This is a genomic window from Sphingobium nicotianae (assembly GCF_018603885.1).
In the GTDB taxonomy this organism is placed as follows: domain Bacteria; phylum Pseudomonadota; class Alphaproteobacteria; order Sphingomonadales; family Sphingomonadaceae; genus Sphingobium; species Sphingobium nicotianae.
Genome location: NZ_JAHGAW010000006.1, coordinates 44482 through 61567 on the forward strand (window position 1 = coordinate 44482; position 17086 = coordinate 61567).

17 protein-coding genes are annotated in these 17086 nt (G+C 66.3%); 3 read left to right on the forward strand and 14 right to left on the reverse strand.

Annotation, left to right across the window (positions count from 1 at the left end; genetic code table 11):
- Nucleotides 1-170 precede the first annotated feature (170 nt).
- The gene (locus tag KK488_RS09985; protein ID WP_214623085.1) at nucleotides 171-908 is read left to right on the forward strand and encodes a DUF2569 domain-containing protein; all 738 of its coding nucleotides are present in this window, start codon (nucleotides 171-173) and stop codon (nucleotides 906-908) included.
- A gap of 102 nt (nucleotides 909-1010) precedes the next feature.
- Here the strand turns inward: KK488_RS09985 and KK488_RS09990 are convergent, their stop codons facing one another.
- Nucleotides 1011-1178, reverse strand: coding sequence for a hypothetical protein (locus tag KK488_RS09990; RefSeq protein WP_214623533.1), 168 nt, complete (start codon nucleotides 1176-1178; stop codon nucleotides 1011-1013).
- Nucleotides 1179-1760: 582 nt separating this feature from the next.
- Here KK488_RS09990 and KK488_RS09995 point away from each other — a divergent pair.
- Nucleotides 1761-2204: a hypothetical protein gene (locus KK488_RS09995; RefSeq protein WP_214623086.1), complete on the forward strand. Its 444-nt coding sequence runs from the start codon at nucleotides 1761-1763 to the stop codon at nucleotides 2202-2204.
- Nucleotides 2205-2278: 74 nt separating this feature from the next.
- Nucleotides 2279-2557 (forward strand): hypothetical protein, encoded by a 279-nt coding sequence (locus KK488_RS10000; protein WP_214623089.1) that lies wholly within the window; start codon nucleotides 2279-2281, stop codon nucleotides 2555-2557.
- Nucleotides 2558-2587: 30 nt separating this feature from the next.
- Here KK488_RS10000 and KK488_RS10005 read toward each other — a convergent pair whose 3' ends face one another.
- The 13 genes from KK488_RS10005 to KK488_RS10065 form a co-directional block, all read right to left on the reverse strand.
- A complete protein-coding gene (locus KK488_RS10005; protein WP_250890244.1) occupies nucleotides 2588-4312 on the reverse strand; it encodes an ATP-binding protein in 1725 nt (574 codons plus the stop codon).
- Entirely contained in the window at nucleotides 4309-4791 is a 483-nt protein-coding gene (locus tag KK488_RS10010) for a TOL_0243 family YfiR-like periplasmic protein (protein ID WP_250890245.1), read from the reverse strand. Before KK488_RS10010 ends, KK488_RS10005 begins: the two co-directional genes overlap by 4 nt.
- Before the next feature lie 65 nt (nucleotides 4792-4856).
- Nucleotides 4857-6782 (reverse strand): TOL_0244 family TonB-dependent receptor, encoded by a 1926-nt coding sequence (locus KK488_RS10015; protein WP_214623092.1) that lies wholly within the window; start codon nucleotides 6780-6782, stop codon nucleotides 4857-4859.
- Between the two features lie 120 nt (nucleotides 6783-6902).
- Nucleotides 6903-7643 carry a subtilisin-like serine protease QhpE gene (qhpE, locus tag KK488_RS10020; RefSeq protein ID WP_214623094.1) on the reverse strand — a complete coding sequence of 247 codons (741 nt, stop codon included), beginning with the start codon at nucleotides 7641-7643 and terminating at the stop codon, nucleotides 6903-6905.
- 16 nt (nucleotides 7644-7659) lie between these two features.
- Nucleotides 7660-9366, reverse strand: a complete 1707-nt coding sequence (locus tag KK488_RS10025; RefSeq protein ID WP_214623487.1) for an ABC transporter ATP-binding protein — start codon at nucleotides 9364-9366, stop codon at nucleotides 7660-7662.
- Nucleotides 9367-9386: 20 nt separating this feature from the next.
- Entirely contained in the window at nucleotides 9387-10379 is a 993-nt protein-coding gene (locus KK488_RS10030) for an FAD-dependent monooxygenase family protein (RefSeq protein WP_214623096.1), read from the reverse strand.
- Between the two features lie 25 nt (nucleotides 10380-10404).
- Nucleotides 10405-11493, reverse strand: coding sequence for a YncE family protein (locus KK488_RS10035; RefSeq protein WP_214623098.1), 1089 nt, complete (start codon nucleotides 11491-11493; stop codon nucleotides 10405-10407).
- A gap of 47 nt (nucleotides 11494-11540) precedes the next feature.
- Nucleotides 11541-11885 carry a quinohemoprotein amine dehydrogenase subunit gamma gene (gene qhpC, locus KK488_RS10040; RefSeq protein ID WP_214623100.1) on the reverse strand — a complete coding sequence of 115 codons (345 nt, stop codon included), beginning with the start codon at nucleotides 11883-11885 and terminating at the stop codon, nucleotides 11541-11543.
- The gene (gene peaB / locus KK488_RS10045; protein WP_250890246.1) at nucleotides 11882-13342 is read right to left on the reverse strand and encodes a quinohemoprotein amine dehydrogenase maturation protein; all 1461 of its coding nucleotides are present in this window, start codon (nucleotides 13340-13342) and stop codon (nucleotides 11882-11884) included. The genes qhpC and peaB overlap by 4 nt, the downstream gene beginning before the upstream one ends.
- Nucleotides 13339-15192: a quinohemoprotein amine dehydrogenase subunit alpha gene (peaA, locus tag KK488_RS10050; protein ID WP_250890247.1), complete on the reverse strand. Its 1854-nt coding sequence runs from the start codon at nucleotides 15190-15192 to the stop codon at nucleotides 13339-13341. Before peaA ends, peaB begins: the two co-directional genes overlap by 4 nt.
- Nucleotides 15193-15339: 147 nt before the next feature.
- Nucleotides 15340-15879, reverse strand: coding sequence for a cytochrome c family protein (locus KK488_RS10055; RefSeq protein WP_250890248.1), 540 nt, complete (start codon nucleotides 15877-15879; stop codon nucleotides 15340-15342).
- A gap of 29 nt (nucleotides 15880-15908) precedes the next feature.
- A complete protein-coding gene (locus tag KK488_RS10060) occupies nucleotides 15909-16454 on the reverse strand; it encodes a methylamine dehydrogenase light chain (protein ID WP_214623101.1) in 546 nt (181 codons plus the stop codon).
- A gap of 26 nt (nucleotides 16455-16480) precedes the next feature.
- Nucleotides 16481-17083: a thioredoxin domain-containing protein gene (locus KK488_RS10065; protein ID WP_214623103.1), complete on the reverse strand. Its 603-nt coding sequence runs from the start codon at nucleotides 17081-17083 to the stop codon at nucleotides 16481-16483.
- Nucleotides 17084-17086: the final 3 nt, after the last annotated feature.

Here is a 17086-nt window from a genome sequence, read left to right on the forward strand (position 1 = left end):
AGCAAATCGGGGAGCCTCATGCGCTTTCGGCCAAATCCTGTGTCATTCAGGCACATTAACCCCTTCAAGAGACGTTAACGGTCTTTCGTTAGGTCTTGGCCGGTCCGCAGCGCGAGAGTATCGTCATGGTCGAGATGGCAGCATTCCGTAACGGCAGCTTCGCGCGGGTCATGCGCTTGCGGTCCCTCCGCGCGATTGTCGCCGTGGAGCGCCATGTCGGCCTGATCGCCGCCGCCTGGGCGCTGGTCCTCGGCGTCGTCGTCATCCGGCGGCTGGAAGTTCTCGCCGTCGCGCCCTCCTGGTCCAGTCTCGCCGCGCATCTCGCCCTCATCGTCTCGCCGGCGCTCGGTCTCGTGCTGGCCGCCCGTTTCTTCCCGCGCCATGCCCTCGTCGCGCTGCCCGAGATCGTGCTGGCCCGCATCGGCCGGTGGCGCCGGGTCGATCCGCTGACCGCGCAGAGCCATCCCAGCTTCGGGGCGAGCGGCCTGATGGCGGGTCTCGCCATCGGCCTTTTGATCAACGTCGCGATGCGCACCGGCGAGTTCATGATTGGAGTCCCCGCGATCGCCAGCGTCGGGCCGGGCTGGGCGCGCATGCTGTTCTTTTCGCTCGCGGCCGATTGCGTGCTGTTCAATCTTCTCTATGCGGCGGCGTTCGTGCTGGCGGTGCGTCACGTGCCCTGGTTCCCGCGCGTCCTGCTGCTGATCTGGACGATGGACGTCGCCTCGCAGCTCGTCATCGCACAGCTGCTCGGCGATCAGGCGCTGCCGGCCCCCGTCGCGCGCGGGCTAGTATTGGTACTGACGGGCAATATCCAGAAGACCATGCTCAGCATGGCGCTGTGGCTGCCTTACCTGCTGCTGTCGGAGCGGGTGAACGTCACCTATCGCCGCCGCGTCCGCCGTTAGCGGGCCTGTCCCGTTATCTGGTGGAGGAGGGCGAGCACGTGGGATTTGCTCGCCCTCCGGAGCGCGTCGTGGGAACGCGCCCGTTTTGGTTCTGGTGGTGGGTCAGACCTGGATGTCGCGCCGGGTCAGTTCGTCGCGGATGGCCGCTTCCGCCGGCGTCGGATGGTCCTGGTCGGCCGCATTGAACCACAGTTCGACCAGATCGGTGTCGGACAGCAGCGCGAATGCCGCATCGTTCCCCGTCGTCAGATATGCCCGCCCATCCTTCACACGGATGTTGTCGGCGATCTTACCCCCCCTGACAATCCCCCAACCGATATATCCGCTAGGGTGTAGGTTCAGTCCAAAATGAGAAAATGCGCCGGCGAGTTGGGGAAGTCGTTGTTCTAAGCGGCGTGGATAATTCCAGCTAGCGCCCGGTCTCTTTGATGAGGCAGATCTGGTCGTTGGAAGGCGGGGTTCGGGCGGGAAAGGGCCATGAGGCCATCTCCCTCTACAGGAGCAGAGCGCAGCGCTGCCCGTCCCTTGCGCAGTGGCGAAATCGGGGCTGTCCTACTTGACTGGGTTAAAGCAAGAAGACTCGGGGCATGCGATCCCCGGGGCTCTTTCTCATCATGAACAAAGCAGCACGCAGGCAAGCGCTTGGCCTGTATCGTTGCTGATAGTGTGACCAAAGATGGGTTGCCAGGAATGACGGTTCGAATGTGCGGGGGTGTAAGATCAGTGTTAATTTCGGGATAACTCATGAGCGCGAGATCGCGTTAGCGATGACGCTCTAAACCTTTGTCATGGGGATGCGGAACGGCTCGTGGGGGCGAGGAGCGGATCGTGTCAGAGAAGATTGACGGAGAGGTGAAACGATCGGTGCCGCAACCGGAAGACGTGACGATCACGGGGGCGGATTGGGAAGCGGCGCGGCGTTTCTGGTACAGCACCGACTGCCTGCTCTATGGCAGCCTGCCCTATCAAGCCCTGCGCGTGCGCGAGGTTCTGGACAGAAACCCGGACCAGGACAAGCTGACATGCGCCTTCGCCTCCTATCGCGCATCGGTGGAGCGAGCGGCCCTGTTGCAGGGCGCCCGTCTGGCGCTGCGGGCCGCCGCCAAGGTGGCCGAGCGATCCATCGCCCGGCGGGATGCCCGCCTGCCGTACCGAGCGAGCGCGAGCGACATCGAAACCGCCATCCTCGCGTTGCTGCCGGAAGAGGCGGAAGAGGCCGGCATGGAACAGTGGCTCGCCAATCTTGAAGAGGAGGCGGACCGGACCGAGCATTCGTCAACCGTGCGCTTTGCCTGAGCGGCCGCGCCCAAGCCAGCCTTGCCCATTCACTCTATGGAGCGTGCCTTCACCGGCGCGAACGATGTGGAATCATGATTGAAGCCCGGTCAGCGAGCAGCGAGCATCCCAATGATCCCGATGTCGCGCACATGGTCCGCGCCTTCGCCCGCCCGGCGACGCGAGGCGACCTGTTCCGGCTCGTCCTCGACATGCAGGCCGTCGTGGAATCGCTCGTGCAGTTCGAAACGGCCTTCCTGCGCCGGGATTCCGACAGCATCCGGGCGGCCTCGATGAGCGCGGAGCGCGCGCTCGGCATGCAGCTCCAGCGGATCGAGGAAGCGCTGGAGGAATGGAAGAACTCCGTCCCCTGACGGATCGCCAGGGAGGCACAGCGAGACCGGTCAGCTTCGCGACAGCGTGTCGTTGATCTGCGCGGACAGCGACTGGATCGAGAAGGGCTTGGTGAGCAGCGGAATGCCTTCGCCCCGGGCAGAGATGCTGGCCTCGCTGAAACCCGTCATCAGCACTGCGGGCATGCGCGGCCAGCGACGTCCGATCTCATGCACCAGATCGAGGCCGTTGAGCTTGCCGGGCATGATCATGTCGGAAAGCACCAGCGCGAAGTTCGCGCCTTGCTCCAGCCGGACGAGCGCTTCGTCGCCCGATGCCGCGCGCTCTTGCTCATAGCCGATCTCATCGAGCATCCCGCCGACCATTTCGGCGACCGTGTCGTTATCCTCGACCAGGAGAATGCGCCGCTTGCTCGCCGCCTCGACGACCGGCTGTTCCGGTTGCGAGCGGATCGGCGACAAGGTCGAGCGGGGAAGCAGCAAGGTGATGCGCGTCCCTTGGCCGGGCACGCTTTCGACCTGGATGTCGCCGCCGGACGCGCGCACAAACCCATAGACCTGGCTGAGGCCGAGCCCGGTGCCGTGCCCGGCGCCTTTGGTCGTGAAGAAGGGTTCGAAGATCCGATCGAGCACGTCCGGCGGGATGCCCGTGCCGGTATCGCTGATCGCGATGCGCACCTGATCGGGCGCGCCGCCATCGCCCGGCAGGTTCTCGGCGGAGATTGTCACGAGGCCGCCCTGCGGCATCGCGTCGCGCGCGTTGATGACGACGTTGAGCAGGGCGACCTCGAGCTCGGACGGATCGATCTCGACCGGCCACAGATTGGACGCGATGCTGGTCTTGAGCGAGATGCCGTTGGTGGTCAGGCGATCGAGCAGGGTGTCCATGCCGCGGATGCGGTCACCCAGATCGACCACTTCCGCCTTGAGCGGCGAGCGGCGCGAGAAAGCGAGCAATTGCTGGGTCAGCTTGGCGCCGCGATCGACGGCATGGCGAATGCCGGCCTTCAGCCGATCGAGCCTGGCCGGGTCGTCGGTGCGATCCATGAGGTCGAGGCTCCCGGAGGCGACCATCAGCAGATTGTTGAAGTCATGCGCCACACCGCCGGTGAGCTGGCCGAGCGCTTCCATTTTCTGCGACTGGCGCAGTGCCTCCTCGGCCTGCTGGCGGCTGGCCGTCTCTTCCTGCAACCTGGCATGCGCCTCGTGCAGCGACGCATATGACGCACCGAGCGTGGCGATCAGCAAGGAGGCCATGAGCACGATCGCGGCGAGGCCGGCATAGCGCGTTGCACGGCGCTGCCAGCTATCGAGCGTCGCACGCAGATAGACCGTGCCCAGCCGTGTCCCACCCTGGACGACCGCCGCCGTCACGGTGAGGTCGCGCGCGGTCATTGCCGGTTCGGCAAGGCGTCCGTGATCCGGAAGCCGGGTCGGCACCACGTTGTAGCCGGCGACGAAACGGCCCGTGGCGTCATAGGCGCCGACTGCGATGATCTGCGGATCGGCACGCAGCGCCTCGAGATATTCACGCAGCGTGGCTTCGTCGCCGAACGCCAGCGGCGCGGCGATGCCGCTCGCCAGGATCTGCGCCTGCACGCTCGCCTGGCGCAGCTTCTCGGTCCGGCCGATGCGATCGACCTGGAGCGTGAACACCACGCCGGCCAGCAGCAACAGCAGCGCGATGATGGCAGCCGCAAGCGGCGTCGCCATCAGCTGCTTGATCCAGGCCTTGAGCGAAGCCGGCCTGACCGGCGAACCGACACGCATCTTCATTTCCGTTCCACCGATATGGCGAGCCCGAGCAATTTCGAGCTTATCACCAGACCATTGCTACGCGCAGCGCCTTCATCAATCTGGAAGCGCACGCGCCCGGCCTGCATGACGAACTGGATCATCGATCCCTGCACGCCGCTTTTCTGATCGCTGACGGTGAGCACCGGCTGCCCGGCAACCGCCGCGAAGGGCGCGTAACCCGCCGACGAGGATCGGCCGGCGAAGAGCATCTGGCAGCCCGCTGCATTGCCGCTGTCGCCCAGGCGCCGCACATTCACCGAGCGGCCGGAAATGCGCTGCCCGCGGACGACCTCGTCGAGCGTCGCGCCGAACGGATCCTCGCCGACAACACAGATGGTGAAGGGCTTGCCTGCACCGGCACCATTGTCCGGCCACTCCACAAATGGCGCGAACTTGAACAGAAAGCTCGCCTTGACGGCCTGTTCAAGCGGTGCCGCGCGCGCGTGAGCCGTCCACAAGCCGACAAACATTGCGCATAGCATGAGCACGGCAAGGCGCGGGCCCCTCATCAGCGATGAGAGTCCTACAAGGTCCACTTGAGAGCCACGAACACGCTCCGCCCGACCGGTTTGGCGTCGGCAAGCGGAAGTTCCTGATGTCTGTCGTGGAGAAGATTGAAACCCGACACGGAGAGCTCCGCGCGTTCGACGAACTGCCAGCCGAGCCGCGCGCCAAGTTCGACATAGCTGGGCGAGAAGGGGTCGGGCAGGGCGCTCACATAGCGAAGGTCCGCATCGAAATTGATCTGGGGACCCAGATCCATCGACGAGCGCAGCGAGGCGCGATGCGTGGGGTCGTTGCCGACCTGCGTGGTGCTGATGAGCGGCACCGAACCATCCTTGAAATGGAATCGCGAGATCAGCAGGCTATAGCCCGGTTTCACCCGCCACCAGTCGGTCAGGCGGATATCGGCCCAGGAATCGAAGCCGTAGGTATGGCCCCGGATGCCATTGCCCCAGTAGAAAGGGAGGGTGGTCACCGGCGTCGGCTCGACAGTGCGCAGATCATCATAAGCATTGTAGAATCCGGAAACGGACAGCGATACCTGCGGTGTCAGATCGAGACGGGTGCCGCCCTCGAACGCGGTGAGCTTCTCCGCCCGGAAGTCCGTCATGCCGGTAATGCCGAGCGTGCCGTTGGGAAAGAATTCGCGAACATCCCGATCGAACGGTGTCGGCGACCGGACCGCCCGCGAGACCGCCGCCCAGAGCAGCGCGGAGTCGTTCGGCTTCCAGGCCAGGCGCACGCTGGGGAGCAGTTCGCTCGCCTCATAGGGGCCATATTCCAGCTTGAGACCCGCAATGGCGGTGAGCCTTGGCGTGATCGCGACGCTGTCCTGCACGAACAGATTGGCGAGGAATTGCCTGGCCCCGCTCGGCACGAACAGGAGATTGGGGACGCCGAAAATCCGGTAGCGATTGAAGCGTGCGCCGCCGCCCCAGACGATGCTGTGGACGGTGCCCAGCGCAAAGCTGTGCTGCAGGTCGAAATCGACCGTGTCGACGCTGGCCCGGCCGCTGCCATTGCCGATCTGGCGGGCGGCATGATCGAAATAAGTCTGGACCTGCAGCCTGTTGCCGGACGCCGAAGTCCGGTCCCAGCGGGCGACAAGGTCGAAGCCCTCGGTTTCCTCGTCGGCCGACGCCGGCCCCTGTCCGCGGGAGCCGTGATAGGCGTCGCCCTGCACCATCAGCGTATCGTTGGCGCCGGGGCTCCAGTCGACGCGGAAGCCGCCCTGGGTCCGGCGCGAACCGTCCCTGGCGCCGTCGCCGCTCTCGAAATTCTGGTGTCGTTTGACGAACAGCCGGTAGTTGAGCGTGTCGCCCGCGCTGCCGCCATAGCGCAGCCCCGCGTCATAGGTGCGATTGCCGACCACGCCGGTGGCATAGAGACCCTGGCTGGCGCCGGCATTGCGCGTGATCACGTTGATCACGCCGTTGACGGCGTTGGCGCCCCAGAGCGTCGCACCCGGTCCGCTGACCACCTCGATGCGGTCGACATCTTCGGGCAGCACATCCTGCTGATCCCAGTAAACACCCGAATAGAGCGGCGTATAGACGCTGCGCCCGTCGATCATCACCAGCAGCTTGTTGGAGAAGCTCTGTGCGCCTTCGCGGCCGCTGAGGCCCCGCGCCGTGATCACGACGTCGTTGGGCGAACCGCGCGCGATCTGCAGGTTGGGCGCCAGCCGCAGCATGCCGGGAAGCGTGATGTTGCCGGACCGAACGATGTCGTCATGGGTGATGACGAAAATGGCGGCGGGGGCATCTCCAAGGGTGCCGGCGCTCTTTGTGACGGAGGTGACATCCAGATCGGACAATGCCGAGATCGGCATGTCCCGCAATTCCTCGATGCTCTGCGCCGCCGCTGGGGCGGGCACACCGCAGACGCATAGACCTGCCGCAAGCCAGCCGGACGTGCGCACGGCGGCCCGACACTCAGATGGCATATTTACCGCTCCCCCTCGTCCGGGCTATTCAAACGTTTCTGAAGGCAAAAGGTTCCCAAAACGAGTATTTTTGAAGATCAATCGCTCGGCACGAACGGATGATCGCGTCTCCGCCCGTCGTCAGGTCTGGGAGAAGAGCGCTGCTTCCTGCGCGAGCGCCTCGTGGATCGCGGCGGCGCGGTCGCTGGAAGGGACACGGCCGACGCGCTCGCAGGCCAGTGCGGCAAAGCCCGACATCTGCGCCACCGCGAAGCTGATGCCATAGAGATTGCGCTGGAGCGGTACGCCGGGGATCGCGCGCGGATAACCGGACGCGATGGCGGTCCGCTGGGCGTCGATCGTCTCGATGCGATAGCGCTCGCGCGGGCACTCCCAATCCGGAGCGACGCCCAGCACCTGCGGCAGCGCGCCGGGATAGCAAGGCAGGTCATTGGCCTCGCGCGCCGCGACGATGAGGATGCCGGCGGCGACCGCCTCGTCTGCGACGCGCGCGAAGATGTCGCGATGTGTGGCGTTGATCGATCCGAGACTCAGATTGACGATCTCGGCTTCCTGCGCGACCGCCCAGCGGATCGCCGTCACCAGCGCGGCGGCGCTGGTCTTGAGCCCGTCGCGAAAGACGCGGACCGGCAGACAGGTTGCATCGGGCGCCTTCTCCTGGATCGCGGCCGTGACGGCGGTGCCGTGGCCGAGCCGGTCGAGCGTCGCATCCGCACCCGCCTCGATCGTGCCGTCGGCGAGGATCGTGACGCCGGCGTCGATCCGGCTGGCGTCGATATGCGGATGATCGGGATGGACGCCGCTGTCGACCACGGCGACGCGCACGCCCCGCCCGGTGCTTGCGGGAAAGGGGCGCGCCATTGGCGGTCGCCCGCTGTCAGGCACTGGCCCCGACCGGTGCCCGGCGCATCGTCGCGCGCCCCTGATCCAGTGTGATCACGCTGTCGGCGACCTGCGCCATGGCCGGCTTGTGGGTGATGACGATGATCGTCGCGTCGGGCAGCACCTCGCGCAGGCCATGCGCCACCAGCGTCTCGGTGTCGCTGTCGAGCGCCGAGGTCGGCTCGTCCAGGATGAGCACGCTCGGCTTGCGCAGCAGCGCGCGGGCCAGCGCAACGCGCTGCCGCTCGCCGACCGAGAGTGCCAGCCCGCGCTCGCCGGCCCGCGTCGCGAGCCCCTCCGGCAGCCGCGCGATCAGCTCACCCAGGCCCGCCGCCCGCGCCGCCTCGTCGATGGCGCGCGCGTCCGCGCCGGGCATGGCGAAGGCGATGTTGGCGGCGATGCTGTCGTTGAACAGATAGGGCGACTGGTCGACCAGAATGACCTCGCGCCGCAGATCCGCGAGGCGGATGTCGCGCAGGTCCTCGCCATCGATCAGGATGCGGCCCGCGGTCGGATCGAGATAGCGGACGAGCAGATCCGCCATGGTCGACTTGCCGACGCCGCTCGGCCCCAGGATCGCGCAGAAGCTGCCCGGCGCGATGGCGAGATCGACATCGACCAGCACCGGCTTGCGATCATAGCGCATCGACACGCTTTCGAAGACGATGCCCTGGCGCACCGGGCCGATCGGCATCGCATTCGGCCGCTCGGCGACTTCCGCCGGCGTGTCGAACAATTCGAAGATGCGCGCGAGCGAGACGCGGGCCGAGGCGAGGCCGGAGCTCAGCCCCATCAGCGCCTGCAGCGGCGCGAACAGGCGCATGTGATAGGCCATGAAGGCGACGAGCGTGCCGATCGTCATGCGCCCGTCGATGATCTGCCAGCCGCCATAGAGGATGACCGCGGAGGTCGAGACGGTGAGCAGGGTGCCGGGCAGAGCGCCGGCCATGAAGGAGGCGAGCTGCATGCGCAGCATCGAGGAAATGAAGGCACCGTTGCGCGCCCGGAAGCGCTCCACCTCATGCTGCTCGGCGCCGAGCGAGACGACGACGCGCATGCCCATGACGGTGTCGACGAGCAGGCTGCCGAGATCGGCACCGCGCTGGCGCATCTCGCGGGTCAGGGCCACAAGTTTGCGCTGATAATGGAGGAAGACGCCGACACAGGCCGGGATCAGCACGGTGCCGACCAGGAACAGCCGCCAGTTCAGCCACAGCATCAGCAGCACGGACCCGGCGAGGAACAGGATGTTGCTCAGCACCGAGAGCAGGGTGTCCGCCGTCGCGCGCTGGACGTCGCTGACATCGCTGTTCATCCGCGACATGAGATCGCCGAGGCGGAAGCCGCCGTAGAAGCGCGGCGAGAGCGACTGGAGATGGCGCAGCAGGGCGACGCGGATGTCGAATAGCATCGCCGCCGACAGGGCGATGTAGCGATAGCTCGCCAACATGTTCAGCGCGAAGCCGGCGATGGTGACGGCGATCAGCAACCCGGCAATCTCGATCAGCGCGCCCATGTCCCGCTTGAGCAGCGCGTTGTCGATCATCAACTTGGAGATATAGGGCTGGGCGAGGTTGAGGCCGGTCGAGGCGAGGCTGACGAGCAGGACGAAGAAGAGCGGCCGCAGATAGGGCCGCAGATACGGCAGCAGGCGCCCATAGGTGCGCCAGTCGGCAACGGGTGGTGGCGTGACATGAGGCAGAGGGGCGGGCGGCGGCGAGCTCAGATCACGGTCTCCCGTTCGACGAGGCGGAAATCCTGCAATTGATAACGTGGTTCGGGCAGGGTGGCGAGCCGGGCGGTGCACCAGTCGAACCCGTCCGCCAGGCTGGCCATCTGCGCGTCCCACCAGGGGCCGGTGCCGCCGCTGCGATAGAAATCCGCGCAGAGTCGCAGGTGGCGCCGCATCGTCGCGATGAGCATCGATTCATAATGCGTGCGAAGCGCGGCCGGATCGCCGCCGTCGCGCCATGCGGTGATGACGGCCGCCGCCAGCACGGCCTCACGCAGGGCCTGCGCCGTGCCGTCGCCGCAGATCGGATCAAAGGCGATCGCGGCGGTGCCGCAGGCCAGCCAGTCCTCGCCCTGCAGGCTGGTCAGGATGCGCGGGCAGACCTCAAACTGGGCGGAGGCAATGTTGACCTGATCGAGCCGGGCCGCGACGTGGCGGCTTAGCGCCACCAGCCGCTCGATCGACGCGCCGATGCCGAGCAGCCAGGCGGCATCGCCCTCGCCGGCAGGGATCAGGAACAGCCAGCCTTCGCGCACGGCCTCGATCCAGCAGGCCGACCGGTCCTCGGGAAAGCGCAGTGTCACGGCCGCAGTGCCCGCCGTTCGCGCGCCGAAGCGCCTGAGCGTGCCGGCGGGGAAGGGGGCAGCGGTGTGGAGCGTCATGTCGGCTCGGGCGATGGCCGCCGATGGCAGGGCGAGCGCGGCATCGAGATCGGCCTCCGACACGACGACGGCGCCGTGCGGCAATGATAGCGCCTCCGCGCCGCCCCAGGCGACGATGCGGCGGTCGATGCGCGGCTTGTCAGCGAACAGATCAGGCAGCGCAAGCACGTCGCGCAGCAGCGCCAGGGCGGGATCGCTCAGCATGACCGCGGGGACGGAGGGGCGATGGACAGGCACCAAGTCCGCCGCGATGCCAGCCCGGCCGAGCAGATGCGCGCAGCTCATCGCCGCCACGCCGCTGCCCCTGATGGTGAGGTTCATTCGGACTTGCGAGGCTTCCGCGCGATCACTGCGTGATCACCATGCCTGCCATCGTGATGTCGTTCTGCGTTTCCCAGTCCGCGACCGGCTTGAGCGTCTTGCTGTCATAGACCGCGATGTCATAGCCGGCGCCATAGACATAGAGCTTCGCCCCGTCGCCCGACATGCCGAAATAGAAACGCCGGCGGCAGGGAAACTCGGCCTTGTCGACCGCGATGTTCTTGACGAGATCGAAGTGCCAGAACTCGCAGCGCTGGCTGCCGATGTCGCCATTCACGGCGACGGTATAGCCGTCCTTGCCGTCCGGCGTCACTTCGAGGCCGGCGAGCCGCGCCGGGGCCGGGCCGACCGGCGTGAAGTTGAACTGGCGCGAGGTCAGATCGAAGCGGGCGATGCCGAAAATCTTGTTATGGACGTAGGGATCCTGCGCGTTGAACAGGGAGATGAGCTGGCCGGGCGTGCGCAGCCGATCCAGCGTGCCGCCGAAGCTGACCTGCTCCATGCCTGGCGAGTCCGGCTTGGCGAGGTCGAAGCGCTCGACGACCTTGAAGTCGGCCGTGTTGACGACCAGCACCTTGTCGCGGAACACATAGAGCGTCTTGCCGTCGGGCGAGAGCGCGAGATTGCCGCGATAGCTGAACGTGCTGTCCTCCGGCGCGAGATCGACCGAGCGGACGACTTTCTTCTGCTGCAGGTCGACGACCATATATTGCAGCTTGCTGATGAAGTAGCGATCGATCTCCTTCTCAATCCGCGTGCCCAGAATGTAGAAGTAGCGGCCGGTGGGATCGACCACGCCGCCATCGAAGCGGTAGCGCGTCGTGGGCGTGTTCAGGCTGAACTTGTTGATAATCTTGCGCGTGGCGACGTCCATCACCTCGATGCCGCTCGTGGTGTTGGTCGTGACGTAGAGCTTCTTCTTGTCATCGGAGAGCCGCATGCTGGTCGGCAGGCCGGTGTCGAGCGTCACTTTCTGGAGCGTGGCGCCGTTGGTGTCGTCGATCATCATGACCTGGTTGGGATAGCCGCCCAGGAAGATCGTGCTCGCGGCCAGCGAACTTGCCGCGCCGGTCGCCAGCAGAAGGGCCGAGACACATAGGGACAGCTTTTTCATGCGACAGGCTCTTCCTCAATCGTTGCAGGCAAGGGGCTCGACCGGTCTCATGGGAAGACGAGATCGAGGTTGCGCCAGTCCTTGGTGGCCACCGCGCAATTGGCGGCCCAGTCCGGCGAGTAATTGAGATGATCGGGCACCGCGACCGGCCAGAAGCAGGTGACGTAGCAATCGTAAATGTCGCGCTCGACCGGCTGGCACAGGCCCGCCGTGCCGCCACCCGAATCCACTTCCCAGCCGGGCGAGAAGGAGAGCGTACAGCCCATCGGCACATGCGGCCGGGGTGCGTTCTGCTGCAGGGCGACGACATCTTCCTCGGTCGAGGCGTCTGCCGCAGTGATCGCGTCGTCGATGCGCTGTGCTTTCCTGTTGAGGGGCCGGAGATGCTTCATGACAGGGCCTTCCGTTCAGCAAATCGTTCCAGGAACTGGGGATTGAGGGCGCTCAGCGCGCCGTAGATCTTGAGGCAGGTGTCGGTCCACTCGCGGATCCAGTCGCAATAGTGGAGGTTGGCGTGGCCGGTGTCGCCGTAGCGCACGAACGCCTCGTGATGGCAGCCGCCGGCGCAGAGCGGGCGCGCCCAGCAGGTCTGGCATTCATATTTGGCGGTGACGTGGCCGCGCGAGAGGAAGTCCTCGCGCTTGTCCTGATCGATGCCGGTTTCGAGATTGCCGAGCGTGTGCGTGTCGGCATCGGTGAAGCGGTGGCAGGGCGAGAGATCGCCGGACGGACTGACCCCGAGCAGGCCCAGGCCCGCGCCGCAGGGATGCGACTTGTTGACGCCGGCCAGCAGCTCGCCGATCGTCTCGCTGACATTGGTGAAGCCGTGCATCCGGCCGCGCAGGGCATATTCCAGCCACTCGTCGGCCAGTTCGTGGAACTGGGCGAGCACCTCGTTCATGCCGTCGCCGTTGATCGAGTAATCATGGTCGCCCGAGGTCGTCACCGGCGCGAAGCCGACCTCATGGAAGCCGATATCGTCCTTCAAGTGGCGATAGATGCGCACCACGTCGGTGACGCCGTTGGTCAGCGTCACGCGCGCCGTGATCGCGCGGGTCTTGTGATTGGCGATGAGCTTGCGCAGGCGCGGCTCGATCACCGCATAGGTGCCCTTGCCGGTCTTGTAGACGCGGTGCTTGTCCTGCAGGTCCGGCGGGCCGTCCATGCTGACCGTGACGCCGATGCCGTTGTCCGAGAGGAAGGCGATGATCTCGTCGGTGAGCAGCGTCGCGTTGGTGGTGAGGCTGAAGCCGATCGTCTTGCCGGCCGCGGCCGCCGCCTCGTTCGCATAGAGCACCACCTCCTTCAGCAGCTTGAAGTTCATCAGCGTCTCGCCGCCGAAGAAGGTGATGTGCACAGCCCCGCGGTCCCGGGACTGCTCCAGCAGGAAGTCGACCGACGTTTTCGCCGTGTCGATCGTCATATATTTGGGCTTGCCGGCGGGCGTCGCGATCTTGTCGGCGCCGAACTCGTAGCAATAGGTGCAGGCGAGATTGCACTGGTTCGTGATGTTGAGCACCAGCGCCTGCAGCGGGAAATCGGCCGGCGGGCTGGTCGGGCCGGGCTCGGGCGCGCCGCGATCGGTGACGATGCCGCGCACCAGGCGCAGCTCGCGGATCAGCTCCTCGGCATCCGCGCCGTCATAGCCGCCGGCGACCAGCGCCTCGACCAGCTCGGCATGGCTCATCTCGCGCTCGTCGAGCCGGGCAAGGACATTGGTCGCGGCCTGGTCCAGCGCGAAGATCGAGCCGGCCGACACGAGGTACATGAACTCCTGCCCGACCGACTGGAAGCTGTGCATCTCGCCGCGCCGGTAACGGGTGACGCTGATCGGCTCCATCTTGGTCATTGCGAAACCTCCGGCTGGTCCCAGCGCTTGTAGGTGGGCACGGTCACGACCAGGTAGGAGCGGGCGGTGAGCGGCCGGCCGAACGCGTCCTTCTCGGACTTCGCCGTCGCGACGACCCACACCTCGCCATAATTGTTGCGACTGAAGCGGCGCTTGGGGTTCGGCCCTTCGACCGAGGGGACGAACAGCGCGGCCGGGCTCAGCGTGCCGACGAAATCCTTGTCGTCGTCATAGGTGACGGTCGAGAATTCCTGCACGCTCCAGGTGACGTCGATCGAGCCGAGCGGGATGTCGTCGGCAGTGTTGGGCTTGCCATCGAGGCCATTGTCGAAGCCGATGGCGTCATATTGCTGATAGCCCTTGGGATATTTCTCGCCGCCGAGATGGGCGAGGCTCGTCTCGGGCGTGACCTTGAGATAGTCGACCTTCTTGTAGATCGGCAGCGCCTTCTGCAGGACCGTGCCGCGTATGCCGACGTCGCGCAGGCCGGGGAGGGCGGCACTGGCGACGTCGACGGTGGCGACCACCTCGTTGGCGCTCGCCGAGGCGACCTTCTTGACGGTGACGCCGGCGCCGAGATCGAGATCGGCGGCGGTGAGTCCGCTCGGCAGGTTGGCGCCGTAGATATGGACGCTGACACCGGTTGAGCCAACCTTGATCGCATAAGGCGAGACGCTGACCACCACCGGATCGGCGCTGACGCGGGTCAGCTTCACGTCCATGCCGAACTCGTGATACTCGCCCCAGTACCAGCGGCCCTCCGCGCTCTTCTGGTCGGGCGAGAACCACATCGTCTCGCGCATCACGCTTTCGAGATCGTCCGGCTTCTCGGTCGAGAGCGCGCCCTGCGAGCGGCCGCGCCAGCTATAGCCCGAATAGATGATGCCGCTGCCCTTGCGGGTCATCGCGGTGCCGCCGGTGAGGGAGTGCAGGGTCGTCGAGGTGGTGAAATCCGCAGGATCGCTGCCCGGCGCGATTGTCATCTCGCCCACGAAGCGGCCCTTGCCGGGCACGGTCGCCGAGACGATCCAGGTGCCGGCGAGCTTGGGATCGCGGATGCGCGGCTGCCAGGCGGCCCATTCGGGCGTGTGCAGCGCCGCGGCCTTGGAGATATAGTCGAGCGCGACCTCGCCCGGCGTGGGCGGCGGGGGCGCGCCGTCGGCCGGCTCGGCGCCCGGCATGCGCCGGCGATACTGCGCTTCCGCCTGCGGATAGAGCGCGACGTGCATGTTCTGCAGCAGCGCCCATTCCGTGCGCGTGCGGCGCGAGGACATGGGCTGGCCGAACGCATGGCAGGAGGCGCAGGCGGTGCGGACGGTCTCGTTGGGGATGTTCGTCTCGTCGAGGATACGGCGCTCGGCCATGTACATGACCGGCTTGGCCTCCTCGGGCGCCAGACCGTGCCATGTCGCGAGATATTTGACGATGCCCTTGGCTTCCACGGGCGAGATCGGCGCGCCGTTCAGCTCGACCATGCGCTTGATCGTCTGCGCCCAGCCTTCCGGCGTCGCGCGCACCCAGGAGATGCGGCTCAGATTGCCCTTGGCGTCCGGCGCGTGGCAGGTGCCGCATTTCTCGATCGTGAGCTTGTCGGTGACGGGGATGCCGGCCTCGGTCTCGACCATCGGCCAGGCGTCCTTGTCAGCCGGCTTGGTGGCGACCTGCGCCGCCACGACGGAGGCGCAGCCGACGGCGCTCGCCAGCAGGAGCTTCTGCGCCAGGGAGACGCGCGCGCTCAGCTTTCGCACCTGCGAAGGGATGCGCTGGAATGGCGTCAGGGTCACGCTTGATTGCGTCGATCCGCTCTCGGAATCGATCGATACTGGCTGGTCGCTCCGCGAGACGCTCATGCTCGGATAGTCCCCTTATTTGTCCGGCGCCGCTGTGATTCGGTTCATCGGATTGCGCGAAGATTGGACATTCGTCCAGAATTGGTCAAGCGACTTTTGCATGTGCGAACAGACTTTATTTTCAAGCCTGTCGGCGTGCCGCTCCGCTCAGTGCGTCGGGGCCGGCATGACGAACAATTGCCGCAGCGAGGCGGGCGCGCCGCACTTGCGGATGGCGCTCTCGACATGGCGGGCGCGCTCCGCCTTGAGCGAGACGGAGGAGAGGGCGAACTGCCGCTCGTGAGCGACCTCGGCTTCCGTGAACGGCTTTGTGCCACGCGGCGCGCTGGTGCCGCCGATGCCGAAGATGACGTAGTTCACCAGATCGGCAAGCTGCTGATTGTCGGTGATGCGGCTGTGCGCGATGTTCGGCAGGCGGATGAGATAGGCGCGCGAGTCCGGCGTGCACATGAAGTAGCCGACGCGGCCCTGCAACTCGGGCAATTGCGCTGGCGCCGAGCGGCCGTCCACGCCGTGGCAGCCGCCGCAATTCTCGATATAGTCGGAGCGCGCCAGCAAGGGATCGCCGATCATCGCGGCAAGCGGGTCGGCGCCGGTCTCGGCCCGGCCGGTCATCGAGCCCGCAGCCGCGCAGATCATGAGCGTCAGCACGGCGAGCAGGACCAGAGAGGCGCGGAGGGTCGGCATGACCGGTCTCACCCTCGCGACCTTCCGGTCTACTGCGCTGCGCCGACCAGCACGGCGGTCGAACAATGATACTGCATGCTGTCCGTGCCGAAGCACCAGATGATGTCGTTGTTGAGTTGCGGCGTGTAGATCTGCGTCTCGCGGTCGGCATTGTCGCAGAAGCAATGGTTGCACAGCGGCTTGCCGCAGCAGTCGCGATAGGCGATCAGATAGGCCTTGCCGTCATCGGGATTGATGCATGTGCCGACCCAGGAGACGGGGGACGGCTGGGCGCCGGCCGGGCAGCTATGGATGCCGCCGCCGCAGCAGGAGCAGAGCGCGCCGTCGATCGCGCAATAGCGCCAGTAGTTGCACTCGGTGTCGTCCTTGGTCTGCGCGGCGCGCGCGAAGGCGGTCTTGCCCTCGGGCGAGCGATCCGGCTTGGCGGCATTGGCGCGGCTGACCGGCAACAGCGGGAAGGCGGGCGCGGCGACCAGGGCCAGCCCCAGTTTCGAGAGCAGGCTGCGGCGCGAGGTGCGGCCGGCAAAGCCACGCAGCAGCGATTCGCCCAGGCCATCGGCATCGAACTTCTTCATCTGTTTGCCCCCTTTTCCCGACCGGCTCAGGCTGCCTGGGCCTTGAGGCCCGTGATGTAATCCTGCACCGAGCGGAGCCCCATCTCATGCGCGATGACCAGGCTCTCGAGATGCTCGCGGCTGTTGACGAGGCCCTTGGAGAGCACCGCGCCATGCTCGTCGAGCAGCACGGCGTAGGGCAGCTTCCCGACGCCATAGGCCTGGCCCACTTCCGGCCCGTTGATGAAGGTGTAACGCTCGAGCCCCTGCTTCGCGATCATCTCGCGCTGCACGGCCGGATCGTCGTCGCCCACGAAGCTGAGCGCGATGCGCTCGTCATGCGCGAAGGACTTGGCCATCGGGATCAGCGCCTTGCAGAGCGGGCAGGCGGCCGAGACGAACATGAGCAGCCGCAGCTTGGTGCCGTGCGCCTCGCCGCCGACGAAGGTCGTGCGCCCGTCGAGCGTCGCCGCCGCGATGGCATCCGCGCGCTCGCCCACTTCGGGGCCGCCCGCCGTGGTCAGTGCGCCGGCCGGGGCCACGCGCATGTGCAGGACGCCGACCTGCCGGGCGAGCGCGAGCAGCGCGGTGCCGAGGATCAGGATCACGACCCAGGAGAGGATTTGCGAGACGATGAGCGAAACCAGCATGGC

Coding starts and splice junctions, on each gene's coding strand:
- KK488_RS09985 (WP_214623085.1), top strand. CDS start 171: ATGCGCTTGCGGTCCCTCCGCGCGATTGTCGCCGTGGAGCGCCATGTC.
- KK488_RS10000 (WP_214623089.1), top strand. CDS start 2,279: ATGATTGAAGCCCGGTCAGCGAGCAGCGAGCATCCCAATGATCCCGAT.
- KK488_RS10005 (WP_250890244.1), bottom strand. CDS start 4,312: ATGAAGATGCGTGTCGGTTCGCCGGTCAGGCCGGCTTCGCTCAAGGCC.
- KK488_RS10015 (WP_214623092.1), bottom strand. CDS start 6,782: ATGCCATCTGAGTGTCGGGCCGCCGTGCGCACGTCCGGCTGGCTTGCG.
- qhpE (WP_214623094.1), bottom strand. CDS start 7,643: ATGGCGCGCCCCTTTCCCGCAAGCACCGGGCGGGGCGTGCGCGTCGCC.
- KK488_RS10030 (WP_214623096.1), bottom strand. CDS start 10,379: ATGAACCTCACCATCAGGGGCAGCGGCGTGGCGGCGATGAGCTGCGCG.
- KK488_RS10035 (WP_214623098.1), bottom strand. CDS start 11,493: ATGAAAAAGCTGTCCCTATGTGTCTCGGCCCTTCTGCTGGCGACCGGC.
- qhpC (WP_214623100.1), bottom strand. CDS start 11,885: ATGAAGCATCTCCGGCCCCTCAACAGGAAAGCACAGCGCATCGACGAC.
- peaB (WP_250890246.1), bottom strand. CDS start 13,342: ATGACCAAGATGGAGCCGATCAGCGTCACCCGTTACCGGCGCGGCGAG.
- peaA (WP_250890247.1), bottom strand. CDS start 15,192: ATGAGCGTCTCGCGGAGCGACCAGCCAGTATCGATCGATTCCGAGAGC.
- KK488_RS10055 (WP_250890248.1), bottom strand. CDS start 15,879: ATGCCGACCCTCCGCGCCTCTCTGGTCCTGCTCGCCGTGCTGACGCTC.
- KK488_RS10060 (WP_214623101.1), bottom strand. CDS start 16,454: ATGAAGAAGTTCGATGCCGATGGCCTGGGCGAATCGCTGCTGCGTGGC.
- KK488_RS10065 (WP_214623103.1), bottom strand. CDS start 17,083: ATGCTGGTTTCGCTCATCGTCTCGCAAATCCTCTCCTGGGTCGTGATC.